The 14,598-nt window shown below is 67.8% G+C and carries 9 protein-coding genes; 7 read left to right on the top strand and 2 right to left on the bottom strand.

From position 1 onward, the window contains the following. Positions 1-141: 141 nt before the first annotated feature. A complete protein-coding gene (locus XnspCFBP7698_RS20865) occupies positions 142-4,164 on the top strand; it encodes an SbcC/MukB-like Walker B domain-containing protein (RefSeq protein ID WP_123137736.1) in 4,023 nt (1,340 codons plus the stop codon). Between the two features lie 74 nt (positions 4,165-4,238). Here XnspCFBP7698_RS20865 and XnspCFBP7698_RS20870 read toward each other — a convergent pair whose 3' ends face one another. Then, positions 4,239-5,021, bottom strand: coding sequence for a TSUP family transporter (locus XnspCFBP7698_RS20870; RefSeq protein WP_199680269.1), 783 nt, complete (start codon positions 5,019-5,021; stop codon positions 4,239-4,241). Positions 5,022-5,334: 313 nt separating this feature from the next. On the opposite strand from XnspCFBP7698_RS20870, the gene XnspCFBP7698_RS20875 reads away from it, so the two are divergent. From XnspCFBP7698_RS20875 to bphP, 6 genes are all read left to right on the top strand, one after another. Then, on the top strand, positions 5,335-5,724 hold the full coding sequence (locus XnspCFBP7698_RS20875; protein WP_039415530.1) for a YchJ family protein: 390 nt from the start codon (positions 5,335-5,337) through the stop codon (positions 5,722-5,724). Positions 5,725-5,943: 219 nt separating this feature from the next. After that, entirely contained in the window at positions 5,944-6,150 is a 207-nt protein-coding gene (locus XnspCFBP7698_RS20880) for a hypothetical protein (protein WP_047692691.1), read from the top strand. 180 nt (positions 6,151-6,330) lie between these two features. Beyond that, the gene (locus XnspCFBP7698_RS20885) at positions 6,331-8,493 is read left to right on the top strand and encodes a lytic murein transglycosylase (protein WP_104581781.1); all 2,163 of its coding nucleotides are present in this window, start codon (positions 6,331-6,333) and stop codon (positions 8,491-8,493) included. A gap of 423 nt (positions 8,494-8,916) precedes the next feature. Further along, complete coding sequence (locus XnspCFBP7698_RS20890) at positions 8,917-10,182, top strand: TCR/Tet family MFS transporter (RefSeq protein WP_104581847.1); 1,266 nt, start codon at positions 8,917-8,919, stop codon at positions 10,180-10,182. Between the two features lie 99 nt (positions 10,183-10,281). Then, positions 10,282-10,875, top strand: a complete 594-nt coding sequence (locus tag XnspCFBP7698_RS20895; protein WP_104581848.1) for a biliverdin-producing heme oxygenase — start codon at positions 10,282-10,284, stop codon at positions 10,873-10,875. After that, positions 10,872-12,776: a bacteriophytochrome BphP gene (gene bphP, locus XnspCFBP7698_RS20900; protein ID WP_047696398.1), complete on the top strand. Its 1,905-nt coding sequence runs from the start codon at positions 10,872-10,874 to the stop codon at positions 12,774-12,776. The genes XnspCFBP7698_RS20895 and bphP overlap by 4 nt, the downstream gene beginning before the upstream one ends. A gap of 321 nt (positions 12,777-13,097) precedes the next feature. Here the strand turns inward: bphP and XnspCFBP7698_RS20905 are convergent, their stop codons facing one another. Then, entirely contained in the window at positions 13,098-14,273 is a 1,176-nt protein-coding gene (locus XnspCFBP7698_RS20905) for a benzoate/H(+) symporter BenE family transporter (protein WP_104581849.1), read from the bottom strand. Positions 14,274-14,598 lie beyond the last annotated feature (325 nt).

Here is a 14,598-nt window from a genome sequence, read left to right on the forward strand (position 1 = left end):
GGAGCGGCCCAGGCCGCGAAGGGACGTACCCGATCACCGTCAGCCACCGCACTACATGCTTGTCCAGCAACACCCCGCTTCAAACAGTCGTGATGTGATTCGTCTTCAGCGTGACCCGTCATCCGTTTTGGTGAGTGAGCCATGAATTCCCAGTCCAACCTGTCACCGGCGCAGCCGGGCGCTTCCTTGTTCGCCGATTCGCTTGCCGAACAGCGGGCGCAGCAGTTCCGCATGCGGCGCTTGCAGGTGCACAACTGGGGCACGTTCAACGGCTTGACCGAAGTGCCGATCGCGGAAAAGGGCTTTCTGTTCGTCGGCCGTTCCGGCTCCGGCAAATCGACCCTGCTGGATGCGATGTCGGCCTTGCTGACGCCACCGAGCATCGTCGACTTCAACGCCGCCGCACGCGAGGCCGAACGCAGCGGGCGCGATCGCAGCCTGGTGTCGTATGTACGCGGCGCCTGGGCCGATCAGCAGGACAGCGCGTCGGGCGAAATCGCCACGCAATACCTGCGCAAGGGCGCCACCTGGACCGCGCTGGTGCTGGAATACTGCAACGCGCATGGCGAGGCGGTGAGCCTGATCCGCTTGTTCTGGATCGCCGGCAGCGGCAATGCGGCTGCCGACGTCCGCCGCCATTACATGGTGGCGCCGCGCAGCTTCGATGTGGCCACCGAGCTGGACGGCTTCGATCTGGACCTGCGCAGGCTCAAGGCGCGGCTGGGTGAGGAGGTCGCCCACTTCGACGGATTCGCCGGCTATGCCGAACGTTTCCGGCATGCGCTGGGCATCAACAACGAGATGGCGTTGCGGCTGTTGCACAAGACCCAGTCGGCCAAGAATCTGGGCGATCTCAATGCCTTCCTGCGCGGCTTCATGCTGGACGAGCCGCGCACCTTCGAAGCCGCCGATCGGTTGGTGGAGGATTTTGCCGAACTCGATGGCGCGCACCATGCGGTGGTGACCGCACGCCGCCAGGTGGAAACGCTGACCCCTGCGCGCGAGCACCATGCGGCGTTGATGGCATTGCGCCACAGCGTGGGCGAGTTGCGCGAGCTGCAGTTGGGCGTGGACAGCTACCGCGAGCAGCAGCGGCTGGCCTTGCTGGATGAGCGGTTGCAGGAACTGGACAGTCAGGACCGTGGACTGGCCGGCGAAGAGGGACAGCGCCGCGAATCGCTGGATAACCACGAGCAGAAACTGGCCGGGCTGGAGCGCGAGCAGCGCGCCGCCGGCGGTGAGCAGATCGAAGAACTGGAACGCGAGCGTGCGCGCGTGGAACGCGAGCGCGACGAGCGCCTGCGCCGCCGTGCGCAGATCGAGCAGGCCTGCCGCCAGCTCGGCACCGCCCTGGCGGCAGGTGCCAGCGGCTTTGCCGCCCAGATCGCGCATGCGCAGACCGTGCTGGATAACGGCAAGCACGACGCCAGCGCGCTGGATGACGCCATTGCCGAGCGCATGGGCGCACGCCGCGACGATGAACGCCGCTTTGCCGAGATCCGCGCCGAGCTGGATGCACTGAAGAAGGCGCCGTCGAGCATGCCTGCACCGATGCAGGCCCTGCGCGCGCGGCTATGCGAAGACACCGGCATTGCCGAGGCCGCGCTGCCGTTCGTTGGCGAGCTGGTGCAGGTGCGCGAAGACCAGGTCGCCTGGCGCGGTGCGATCGAGCGCGTGCTGCACGGCTTTGCGCAGTCGCTGCTGGTAGACGAGCGGCATTACGCGCAGGTCAGCGAATGGGTCAACCGCACCCATATCGGCACGCGCCTGGTCTACTTCCGTGTGCGTCGTAACGACGAGTTGCACTCGCGGCGGGTCGATCCCGATGCACTGCCCGGCAAGCTGCAATTGCGCGAGCACGCCTTCACCGAATGGCTGCGCAACGAGCTGACCCGTCGCTTCGACTATGCCTGCGTGGACAACGCAACCGCGTTGCGCAACGCCGACCGCGCCATCACCCGCGAAGGGCAGGTCAAGCATCCCGGCGATCGCTACGAAAAGGACGACCGCCACGCGGTCAACGACCGCAAGCGGTGGCTGCTCGGTCACGACAACCGCGACAAGCTCAAGGTGTTCGAGCGCGAAGCGCAGGCGCTGGCCCAGCGCATCGCCAGCTGCGATGCAGATGTCGCAGCGCTGCGCAAGCAACGCGAGCAGGATCAGGAACGACAGCTGGCCGCGCACACCCTGGTGGAGCGCGACTGGGACGAGATCGACGTCGGTCCCAAACTGCAACGCCTGAGCGATATCGACGAGCAGCTGGTGCAGCTGCGCGAAGGCAACAGCGGCTTGCGCGCGCTCGGCCAGGCCATCGACACCGCACGCACCTTGCGCGACCAGGCCAAGCGCACCTACGACGATGTGCGGCTGGAACGTGCGCAACTGGCGCGCGAGCGCGTGCGTCTCGAACAGCAGCACGCTGCGTGTGCGGGCCGCGCCGGCACCGCCACGCTCACACCTACGCAGTTGCAGGGCTTGCGGGAACGGCTTGCCGCCTTGACGCCGTTGTCGCTGGACAACCTGGAAGCGCATTTCCGCGTGGTCGAGCGTGGCCTGGCCGAGCAGCTGGCCGACAGCCAGGGCCGCGACAGCCGGCTCAGCGCGCAATTGCTGGAATGCTTCCGCAAGTATTGCCAGCAGTGGCCCGAAGACAGCGGCGACTTCACCGTGAGTCTGGCCAGCGCCGACGATTTTCTTGCGCGCCTGGACCGGCTGGAAAGCGATGGCCTGCCGCGGCACGAGCATCGCTTCTTCGACCTGTTGCAGACCCAGAGCAAGAACAACCTGCTGGCCTTGCAGCGCCACACTGCCGAAGCCCACAAGGGCATCAAGCAGCGCATGGACGAGGTCAACGCCAGCCTGGAGCAGGTGCCGTTCAATCGCGACACCATCTTGACCATCGAAGTCAGCGACCGCCGCCTGGCCGAGGTGCAGGAATTCCAGCAGCAGTTGCGTGCGGTGCTGTCGCATCAACAGACCGAAGACCGCGCCCTGGCCGAGGCGCAGTTTTCCACCTTGCGCGCACTGGTCGCGCGCCTGGGCGCGCAGGAACCGGAGGCACGCCGCTGGCGCGAACAGGTGCTGGATGTGCGCCTGCATGTGGAATTCATCGGTGTGGAACTGGATGCGCAAACGCGCGCGCAGGTGGAGATCTACCGCAGCGGCGCCGGCAAATCCGGTGGCCAGCGCCAGAAGCTCGCCACCACCTGCCTTGCAGCGGCGCTGCGTTACCAGCTCGGCGGCGAAGACGGCGAACTGCCGCGCTACTGCGCGGTGGTGCTGGACGAAGCCTTCGACAAGGCCGACAACGAGTTCACCGCGCTGGCGATGAACATCTTCGAGAACTTCGGCTTCCAGATGGTGGTGGCCACGCCGTTGAAGTCGGTAATGACCTTGGAGCCCTTCATCGGCGGCGCGTGCTTTGTCGAGATCAGCGGCCGTCATAACTCCGGCGTGTTGTTGATCGAATACGACGAGCAGGCGCAGCGCTTGAAGCTGCCGGAGCGCTCGCGTGGCGATGAGCCGGCAGTTGCCGACACCACTGATGCTGCGCCTTCGATCGAGGCTGCGGGCGAGTCTGCAGGAGTGCAGGGCACTGCAAGCGCAGATGGCATGGCAATTGACGGTGCCCCAATGCACACGGCATCGCCTGCGGCGGCGGGGACCCCGCCCGCAACGCAGAAAACGCAGACGGGTAAGCGCAAGCCGGCAGTCGCGACGACGAACACGCAGAGCAAGCATGCCAGGACTGCCTCTTCCACGCGCGCTGCGGCGCAGCCTCGAGCAAAGCACACGAAGAAATCGCCTTCGCGCAATTCGGCTGAGGCTGGCAAGCCGGCAGCTGGCAAACGTACAGCGCGCGTGTCGGCGATGTCGTCAGGAGCTGCATCCACGTCCACTGTGGGCAAGACCACTCGGTCTTCAAAAACGCCGGCCAAGGCGACGGTGGCCACAAGCGCATCCAACGCCACGTCCAGGAAGGTCGCCGCCGCATCGGCGGCAGTGAAAACCGTCACCGCCAAGCCACGTGCAACAGCCGCATCGACCGGGCAGCCAGCGCGTGGCGCCGGCAAGAAGACCTCGACGCGCGCGGTGGCTAAACCGTCACCGGCCAAAACGCGCGGCGCCAAGCCAGGCACGGCGCAGACGCGCGGCAAGCGCTGACAACAGTGCACGGCGACACCATCTGCAGGGTGGTGTCACCGCGTCGAGCATGTCGCATCGCCAGCAAGTTGCACTTACTGCTGCAGCAGATCCCAGCCCATCTTGCCGATCAGCACGATCACCAGCACCAGGAATAATTTGCGGATCAACGGCGTGCCACCGCGTAACGCCATCCGCGTGCCGGCCACCGCGCCGGCCACGTTCGCTACCGCCATCGGGATACCAATCGCCAGCATCACCTGCCCGCTAGGCAAAAAGAACGACAGCGCTGCCAGATTGGTGGCCAGGTTCACCACCTTGGCCGCCGCCGAAGCACGCAGGAAATCCAGCCCGAAAAAGCGGATGAACAGGAAGATCAGAAAGCTGCCCGTGCCCGGGCCGAAGAACCCGTCGTAGAACCCGATTGCCGCGCCCATCGCCAACGCGGTGGCCAGTTCGCGCCGGCCGATCCGGCGTGGCCGATGCAGCGCACCGAAGTCCTTCTTGATCAGGGTGTAGATCAACATCGCGACCAGCAGCACCAGAATCAGCGGCCGCACCGCCTGCTTGGGCATCAGGCTGACGGCGGTCGCGCCCAGAAACGAAAACGTAAACGCCGCCACCGTTGCATACAGCACCGGCCGCCACGGAAAGCGCACAGTGCGCGCATACCGCCACGCCGACGCCGCGGTGCCGAACATTGCGCTGAACTTGTTGGTGCCCAGAATCAGCGACGGCGCCTGCTGCGGCAGCGTCGCAAACAGGCCCGGCAACTGGATCAACCCACCGCCACCCACCGCCGCATCCACCAGCCCGGCAACGAATGCGATGCACAGCAGCCAGGGCAATTCGGTGGGAATCAATTCCAGCAAGGCCACGCTCCACACAACGGGGGCGACAGCATAGCGAGTGCACCGAGCTCGCGCGCCGCAGTAAAAGCTACGCGGAATCGCGGCAGGTGTAGCCGCGTCGGGAGTTGCAGTATCAGCATCAGCAGTAGCAAGCCGATGCCTGCCCCGTGTCACCCACGCACACGCCAATGGAGACCGTGCCACATCAGATCACGGCATCCAAAGCCCCGCTCCCGCAGGAGAGGGGGTTGGGGTGAGGGTACGGGGCCAAGCCTCGTTGTTCGATCAGAGGCTGCTAAACAACGCCCCAATCCCCAATCCCATCCCGCACAATCCCCGCATGCCAACCTCCACACCCACCGACCCCTGTCCCTGCGGCCGCCCCGCCAACTACGCGCAGTGCTGCGGCCCGTACCACGCAGGCGCCGCCGCGCCCGACGCCGAGACCCTGATGCGCGCCCGCTACAGTGCCTATGTGCGCCGCGATACCGCTTACCTGCTGGCCAGCTGGCATCCGTCCACGCGCCCGCCGGAGCTGTCGCTGGACGAAGGCGGGCGCACCACCTGGCTCGGCCTGACCGTACAGCGCGCCCTCGCGACCGGCCCCGACACCGCCGAAGTGATCTTTCTGGCGCGCTATCGCATCGGTGGCGGCAGCGCGGTGCGCATGACCGAACACAGCCGTTTCGTGCGCGAAGCCGGCCACTGGTACTACCTCGACGCGCGCTGAGCAGGACCCGGGCCAGTCGCTACCGCAGCCCACGCAACCCCAACCACGTCTGCACACCCGCGCAGCCAACCGACCCGTCCGCACCCCAGCGCGCTGCCCAGAAGCCCGGTTCAGCCCGACGAACGGCATCCAGACCCGCCGTTTGTCGACGCCACGTTCGCAGCCGATCCCGGAAGCTTGCCGCGCTGGCGAACTCCGCCGCGGGGTGGGACTCGGATCATGGCAACCTTCAATCTCTGGCAATGGGTGCTCCTGGCGGCGGTCGTGTTCGCGGTTGTGTTGCCCGCCTGCGTGGCCACTGCACTGATTCGCTTCGGCCCGCGCCACGATGCCCCGCGCCGGGCCCGCACGCGCCGGGTGGCCGATGGCGCCGCATCGGCGTCGGCCCTGTCGCTGCTGACCGGGGTCACCGGGGACGGCAGCTAGGCCCGTCGGGCCGACGGCAATACCGGTGGCTTCGACTGCTGCGGGCTCCACCTCGCTACGCATACCCTCGCGACCACCTGCACGCCCGCAACCAGTCAGGTTGGCTATGCTCGGCGGCTCGACCAGCCGCGCAGGAGCCCTCCATCGCATGACGTCTGCCCATCCGCTGGCCACCGTGCCATGACGCTGCCCCGGCGCGCACTGCCGTTATTGATGGGACTGCTGCCGCTGGCTGCCTATGCCGACCCGGCATTCGACCGTTGCCTGGCCAGCCTGCAGACCCAGGCCGCGGCCAAGGGCGTGGACGCCGCCAGCTTCCAGCGCTTCACCACTGGCCTGGTGCCCGATCCCAGCGTGCTGCCGCTGCTGGACGCGCAACCGGAGTTCACCACACCGATCTGGGATTACCTGGCCAGCCTGGTGGACAGCCAGCGTGTCACCGACGGCCAGGCCATGCTGGTCACCCACCACGAGCTGCTGACCCGCCTGTCCGAACAGACCGGCGTGGACCCGGCCACCATCGTCGCGGTGTGGGGCGTGGAAAGCGACTACGGCCGCGTCACCGGCAAGCGCCCGCTGCTGGTGTCGCTGGCCACGCTGGCGTGCGAAGGCCGCCGCCAACCGTTCTTCCGTGGCGAATTCCTCGCCTTGCTCGGCCTGCTGCAGCAAGGCGATCTGTCCGCCGATGGACTCACCGGCTCCTGGGCCGGCGCGTTCGGGCAGACCCAGTTCATGCCCTCGACCTACGCCCGCATCGCGGTGGATGGAGACGGCGACGGCCGCCGCGATCTGGTCGCCAGCATTCCCGATGCACTGGCCTCCACCGCCAACTACCTGGTCAAGGCCGGCTGGGAGCGCGCCCGCCCGTGGGGCATGGAAGTCACGCTGCCGCGCGGCTTCGACGCCAGCAAGGCCGGCCGCACCCGCCGCCAACCGCTGCAAGCCTGGCAAAACGCCGGCCTGCTCGGCACCGATGGCAAACCGCTCGCCCCGGCCGGCCTGCCGGCAGACACTCCCGCCGCCGTGCTGCTGCCGGCCGGCGCCACCGGCCCGGCGTTCCTGGTGTTTCGCAACTACGATGCGATCTACGCCTACAACGCCGCGGAAAGTTACGCGCTGTCGATCGCCCTGCTGGCCGACCGCCTGCGCGGCGGCCCCGGCCTGGTCGCCGCCTGGCCCACCGACGACCCCGGCCTGGGCCGCCCGGAACGGCGCGAACTGCAGCAGTTGCTGCTCGCCCGCGGTCACCAGATCGGCGAAGCCGACGGCATGGTCGGCAGCGCCACCCGCCGCGCCATCCAGGTCGAACAGACCCGCCTGGGCCTGCAACCGGCCGACGGCCGCCCCGGCCAGCGCATCCTCACCGCACTGCGTGCCGCCCCGGCGCTCACCGGCGCCGCTGCAATGCGCGCCACCGCGTTCAAGCTGCCGGCCGCGTACCCGGCCTTCACCCAATCCCCCATCGTCCACAAGGCATCCCCCATGTCCGACACCACCGGCCTGACCACAGGCGATTTCCATGGTTTCCCGTCGTTGCTGATCGACACCCCGTTCTCCACCGCCGCCATCAGCCTGTTCGGCGGCCAGCTGCTGTCGTTCGTGCCCAAGGGCGGGCAGGACGTGATGTGGCTGTCGCCCACCGCCCAGCAGCCGCCCACCCCGATCCGCGGCGGCGCGCCGGTGTGCTGGCCGTATTTCGGCCGCCAGGACCAGACCGGCGATGTGCCCGCCCATGGCTTCGTGCGCACGGTGGCGTGGCAACTCACCGAGAGCCACCGCGAGGACGACGGCACCGTGGTGCTCACGCTCACCCCGCCGCGCTTCGACGACCTGGCGCTGCGCCTGCGCATGACACTGCGCATTGGCCGCACCGTGGAGCAACGCCTGATCACCGAAAACACCAGCGCCGCCGCGGTGCGTTTCACCCAGGCGCTGCACAATTATTTCCGCGTCGGCGATGCGCTCAAGGTCAGCGTGCAGGGCCTGGACGGGCTGGATTACCTCGATAAATACGAAAACTACGCCACCGCCCACCGCCAGCAAGGCGACTGGAGCCTGCGCGACCCGCGCGACCCCGGCCGCAGCGACCGCATCTACACCAACGCCGGCGGCCGCTACACCCTCACCGACCCGGTACTCGGCCGCCGCATCGTCATCGCCACCGAAGGCAGCCGCTCGCTGGTGGCCTGGAACCCGGGCGAAGAGGCCGCCAAAAAGATGGCCGACGTGGGCGAGGGCTGGCGCGATTACGTCTGCCTGGAAGCGGCCAACGCCGGCCCGGACGTGATCGAACTCGCCCCCGGCGCCAGCCACACCCTGACCCAGACCATCAGCGTCGAATAACCAACCACCGGCCGCCTGGCGGCACGCTCCCTTCTCCCGCCTGCGGGAGAAGACAGGTGTCTGGAAGCAGCCAACGCCGGCCCGGACGTCATCGAACTCGCCCCCCGCCGCCAGCCCCAGCCAGCCCCAGCCAGCCCCAGCCTCTCAGCCTCAGCCTCAGCCTCAGCCTCAGCCTCAGCCCCTCAGCCCCTCAGCCCCTCAGCCCGGGACCCAGCCCCTCAGCGTCCAAGAACCACCACCGGTCGCCCGGCGGCACACTCCCTTCTCCCGCTAGCGGGAGAAGGTGCCCGAAGGGCGGATGAGGGGAGGACACCCCAGCCAACCATCAACGCCAGGCTGTACCGGATCACGCAGCCCCCGCTATCCCCGGCACCACGCTCCATCCGCAGCTACACTCCTCACCTCGCCACCCTGGGCCGCGCGATGTCTCTCCCCGCCGATTCCGCTGCCGCTCCGGGGCGCCGCCGCGCCGCATTGATCTTCATCTTCATCACCGTCCTGATCGACGTGCTGTCCTTCGGCGTGATCATCCCGGTGCTGCCCGATCTGGTGCGGCATTTCACCGGCGGCGACTACGTGGTGGCCGCCGGCTGGATCGGCTGGTTCGGCTTCCTGTTCGCCGCCATCCAGTTCGTCTGCTCGCCGCTGCAAGGCGCCTTGTCCGACCGCTTCGGCCGCCGCTCGGTGATCCTGCTCTCCTGCCTGGGGCTGGGGCTGGATTTCATCCTGATGGCCATCGCCCACAGCTTGCCGATGCTGCTGCTGGCCCGGGTGATCTCCGGCATGTGCTCGGCCAGCTTTTCCACCGCCAACGCCTACATCGCCGACGTCACACCTGCCGACAAACGCGCCGGCGCCTTCGGCATGCTCGGCGCCGCGTTCGGCATTGGTTTTGTCGCCGGCCCCTTGATCGGTGGCTGGCTGGGCAGCATCGGGTTGCGCTGGCCATTCTGGTTCGCCGCCGGGCTGGCCTTGTTGAATGTGCTGTATGGCTGGTTCGTGCTGCCCGAATCGCTGCCCGCCGAACGTCGCACTGCACGCCTGGAGTGGTCGCACGCCAATCCGCTCGGCGCGCTCAAGCTGCTGCGCCGCTATCCGCAGGTGTTCGGCCTGGCCTCGGTGGTGTTCCTGGCCAACCTGGCGCATTACGTCTATCCCAGCATCTTCGTGCTGTTCGCCGGCTACCAATATCACTGGGGCCCGCGCGAAGTGAGCTGGGTGCTGGCCGGGGTTGGCGTGTGCAGCATCATCGTCAATGCGTTGCTGGTCGGCCGCCTGGTGCGCTGGCTCGGCGAACGCCGCGCCTTGCTGCTGGGGCTGGGCTGCGGGGTGATCGGCTTCGTCATCTACGGGCTGGCCGACAGCGGCGCGATGTTCCTGATCGGCGTACCGATCAGCGCGTTGTGGGCAGTTGCCGCACCCGCCGCGCAAGCCTTGATCACCCGCGAGGTCGGCGCCGACGCGCAGGGGCGTGTGCAGGGCGCCTTGACTGGCCTGGTCAGCCTGGCCGGCATTGCGGGCCCGCTGTTGTTCGCCAATGTGTTTGCCTGGTTCATCGGCGCTGGCGCACCGTTGCATCTGCCCGGCGCGCCCTGGTTGCTGGCCGGCCTGTTGCTCGCTGCAGGGTGGTGGATGGCATGGAAGCGTGCAGGGCGGGGCAGTGGAATTGCCGCTGCTGCGCAAGGGTGATGCCAACGGATTCATTTAGCGCTCGTGTCCGCTTTATCTGATTTGCGCGCGCGCTGCTAGGCTGGTGCACTCCGTGCCGCGGCACTGCCTCGATTGCTTATGTGTCCTGACACCCAGGCTGTTCCGTCATCGGCCGCACGCGTGCTGCGTCACGCCACCCAGGACACGCATCGCCGGGTCGAAGCGGTGCCGCTGATGCAGGCGCTGGGGCAGGGGCAGGTCGACCGCGCCGCGTACGTGCAGATCCTGCGCCGCCACCATGCTTTGCTGGCTGGTTTCGAAGAGCAGTTGAGCGGCTGGCTGGGCACGCTGGTCGGCAGTGGCTGGCACTATCGCCGCCGCGTGCCGGCCTTGCGCGCGGACTTGCGCACGCTGAACCAACCGCCGGATCCCCCGCTCGCGCTGCCTGACGTGCGCACCGACGCCGCGCGCTGGGGCATGTTGTACGTCATCGAGGGCGCCCAGCTGGGCGGCCGGGTGATTGCCCGCGGCCTGCGCAGGCACCAGCCCGCGCTGGCCAGTGCGCTGCAGTATTTCGAACTGGCCGACGAAGACCCGGCCGCCTGGCGCCGGTTTCAGGCCGTGCTCGATCAACGCCTGGATTCGCCGCAGACCCACGCGGCCGCCATCGACGGCGCGCATGCCATGTTTGCCCATTTCCATACCTGCCTCGCAGCGGAGCCGCGCCCGTGAATCAGCACACCGAACCCCTGGATATGGACGAGTGCGCGCGCGAGCCGATCCACATTCCCGGCATGATCCAGCCCTACGGCGTGCTGCTGGTGATCGAACCTGCCGACGGTCGGATCGTGCAGGCCAGTACCACCGCCGCCGAGTTGCTCGGCGTGCCGATGGACGCCTTGCTGGGCATGCCCTACACCCAGGTGCTGGAGCTGCCCGACACCTTGCCGGCTGCGGTGGACGATCAACCGCAGCACCTGTTGCATGCCGATGTGCGCTTCCCGCAGCGCAGCGCGCCGCCCGACCACCCCTGGGTGGCCGCCTGGCATCTGTATCCGGAGCAGTGGCTGATCGAAATCGAGCCGCGTGACGCGCGCCTGATGGACGTCACCCTGCGCGAGGCCTTGCCGCTGTTGCGCAGCATCGAGCGCGATCCGGGCATCGCCGAGGCGGCCGTGCGCGCAGCCAAGGGCCTGCGCAACATGATCGGCTTTGACCGGGTGATGATTTATCGCTTCGACGAAGAGTGGAACGGCGATGTCATCGCCGAGGCCCGCCAGCCCGAACTGGAGGCCTATCTCGGCCTGCATTACCCCGCCAGCGACATCCCCGCGCAGGCGCGCGCGCTGTACCTGCGCAACCGCGTGCGCCAGATCGCCGACGTCGGCTACCAGCCATCGCCGATCCAGCCCACCCTGCATCCACGCCTGGGCACACCGGTGGACCTGAGCGATGTCAGCCTGCGCAGCGTTTCGCCGGTGCACCTGGAATATCTGGCCAACATGGGCGTCAGCGCCACGCTGGTGTCCTCCATCGTGGTCAACGACGCACTGTGGGGGCTGATTTCCTGCCATCACTACAGCCCGCACTTCACCAGCCACACCATGCGCGATGCCACCGATGCGGTGACCCGCGCGTTGGCCGGCCGCATCGGCGCGCTGCAGGCGGTGGCGCGTGCCCGGCTGGAATCGGTGTTGCTGACCATCCGCGAAAAGCTGATCACCGACTTCAACGACGCCGAGCACCTCACCGTGGACATGCTCGCCGACATGGCGCCGGACCTGATGGACGTGGTGGATGCCGACGGCGTGGCGGTCTTCCACGGTGAAGACATCAGCCGTCACGGAAGTACCCCGGACGTGGCGGCGCTGCGGCGCATCCGCGACCATCTCGAATCCGAGCACCACGACGCCCTGCGCGAGGACGCCGTCGGCGCCCTGCATGTGGATGCCATCGGCGAGGTCTTTCCGGAGCTGGCCGACCTGGCTCCGCTGGCCGCCGGCTTCATCTTCGTGCCGCTGATGCCGCAATCGCGCAGCGCCCTGCTGTGGACCCGGCGCGAGCAGGTGCAACAGGTCAAGTGGGCAGGCAACCCGCAGCTGGCCAAGCTGCAGGACATCCCCAACTCGCGCTTGTCGCCGCGCAAGAGCTTCGATCTCTGGCAGCAGACCGTGCGCGGCCGCGCGCGGCGTTGGTCGCCGCTGCATCTGGAGTCTGCGCGTAGCCTGCGCGTGTTGATCGAGCTGATGGAACGCAAGCGCTTCCAGCAGGATTTCACCCTGCTCGAAGCCTCGCTGTCGCGTCTGCGCGACGGCGTGGCCATCATCGAACGGGGCGCCAGCGCTGCCGCGCACCGGCTGATCTTCGTCAACCCGGCATTCGCCGAGCTCAGCCAGGCCGAGGTGGCCGACCTGATCGGCCGCGACATGCTCGCCCTGGTCGCCGACGATGCCGCCCGCTCCAAAGTCGAGTTGCTCGAAGACGCCCTGCGCCTGGGACGCGCCGCCTACGTCACCTTGCCGCTACGCGCCCTGGACGGCTCGCCGGTGTATCGCCAGTTCCACCTCGAACCGCTGCCCAGCCCCAGCGGCGTGACGGCGCACTGGCTGCTGCAGCTGCGCGACCCCGAATAAGCGCCGCCACCGGGCGCGGCCACGCTGACGCTGCGGCCCGGTATCGCAGTGCCGCGCGGGCAGCGCGGGCACCTCGGGTCCGACGCGGTTCTCCGCACCGGCGGCGGCTGGCTCCATCCTTGTCGTCGCACCGCGCTTGGCTAGCCGCGGAAGCGAGGCACCAAGAGCGCCTGACACTACGACATGCAGCGCGTGATACGCACGGCAGTCTCCGTGGGCGGCCGCAGCGCGTGACCGTACAAGGCGCGACATGGGCATCCGCACATCCAGCCAAGGCTCGCCGCCCCATCAAGGCGCAGATACAAACCGCGTCGGTTACCGCTAACGTCGCGGTCGCAGCACCAGCAAGGTGACCGTGCCGGCCACCAGTCCCCAGAACGAAGCACCGATCCCGCCCAGGGTCAGCCCGGACGCGGTCACCAGAAACGTGATCAACGCCGCCTCGCGCTCGCTGTCTTCGCGCAGCGCCGCCGCCAGGCTGTTGCCGATCGTGCCCAACAGCGCGATCCCGGCGATGGCCATCACCAGCTCGCGCGGAAAGGCCGCAAACACGGCGGCCACGGTCGCCCCGAACAACCCGATCACCACATAGAACACGCCTGCACTCACCGCTGCGGTGTAACGACGGGCCGGGTCCTCATGCGCCTCGCGGCCCATGCAGATCGCGGCAGTGATCGCCGCAAGATTCAACGCATATCCACCAAACGGCGCCAGCACGCTGTTGACCACGCCGATCCAGCCGATCGTCGGCGAGATAGGCACCGTGTAGCCAGACGCCCGGATCACCGCCACCCCGGGTACGTTCTGCGAGGCCATGGTGACCACCCACAGCGGGATCGCCAGCCCGAACAGCGCCGCCCAGGACAACGACGGCACCACCAGTACCGGCCTTGCCAGTTCCAGCCGCACCGCTTCGAGGTGCAGCAACCCACCGCCGGCGGCAATGCCGACGCCGACCAACAAGGTGGCAATCACGGCATAGCGCGCAAACCAGCGCCGTCCCACCAGATAGGTCGCCAGCATCGCCAGCGCCAGCACCCGCTGGTGCTGCATGGCCACGAATAGATCCAGGCCAAAGCGCAGCAGCACCCCGGCCAGCATGCCCGACGCCAACGCGATGGGAATGCGCTTGATCGCACGCTCGAACATCCCCGAGAACCCGGCCACCACTCCCAGGACCGCTGCCACCACGAAGGCACCGATCGCCTCGCGCAACGGCACACCCGCCGCGCTGCCGATCAGCATCGCCGCGCCGGGCGTGGACCACGCCGTTACCACCGGCACCCGATACCGCAGCGACAAGCCGATGCAGATCACGCCCATGCCGATCCCGAGCGCCCACATCCACGATGCGATCTGCGCCTGGTCGGCCCCTAGATGCCGCGCCGCCTCGAACACGATCACCGCAGAGCTGGCAAACCCCACCAACACGGTGACAAATCCCGCGGCAAGCGCAGGCAGCGACAGATCGCGGAACAGGCTGCGGGCTGGCGGCATGGCGGGGCTCCTGACTAAGGCGAGCATTCTCACTGAGAGCATCAACAAGCGGAATCGGCCTGCGTCATTCCATGCGGAAAGAATCAGGCCGCAGGGCAGTCGCCAGACCGCCGCAAAGCGCCTCGATGTCATGCCTGTGTCAAAAAGTGCTTGCACTTCTGCGCAGGCTCGATAAGATGCGCGTCCTCGCTCACGACGGCGGCGCTTCTCCAAGCACCGCACCAACGAACGAGGCGAGTCGGAAACATCACAAGGTGTTGACGAAACGAAAAAGCCGGCTATGATGGGCGGCTCGCTACACGGAAAGACGCTGCGGCGGATTGAA

This window comes from Xanthomonas sp. CFBP 7698, assembly GCF_003600855.1.
GTDB classification, from domain to species: Bacteria; Pseudomonadota; Gammaproteobacteria; order Xanthomonadales; family Xanthomonadaceae; genus Xanthomonas; species Xanthomonas cannabis.

Excerpts from the sequence above, each read along its gene's own strand:
- XnspCFBP7698_RS20865 (WP_123137736.1), top strand. The coding sequence starts at position 142 with ATGAATTCCCAGTCCAACCTGTCACCGGCGCAGCCGGGCGCTTCCTTG.
- XnspCFBP7698_RS20875 (WP_039415530.1), top strand. The coding sequence starts at position 5,335 with ATGCCAACCTCCACACCCACCGACCCCTGTCCCTGCGGCCGCCCCGCC.
- XnspCFBP7698_RS20880 (WP_047692691.1), top strand. The coding sequence starts at position 5,944 with ATGGCAACCTTCAATCTCTGGCAATGGGTGCTCCTGGCGGCGGTCGTG.
- XnspCFBP7698_RS20885 (WP_104581781.1), top strand. The coding sequence starts at position 6,331 with ATGACGCTGCCCCGGCGCGCACTGCCGTTATTGATGGGACTGCTGCCG.
- XnspCFBP7698_RS20890 (WP_104581847.1), top strand. The coding sequence starts at position 8,917 with ATGTCTCTCCCCGCCGATTCCGCTGCCGCTCCGGGGCGCCGCCGCGCC.
- XnspCFBP7698_RS20895 (WP_104581848.1), top strand. The coding sequence starts at position 10,282 with ATGTGTCCTGACACCCAGGCTGTTCCGTCATCGGCCGCACGCGTGCTG.
- XnspCFBP7698_RS20905 (WP_104581849.1), bottom strand. The coding sequence starts at position 14,273 with ATGCCGCCAGCCCGCAGCCTGTTCCGCGATCTGTCGCTGCCTGCGCTT.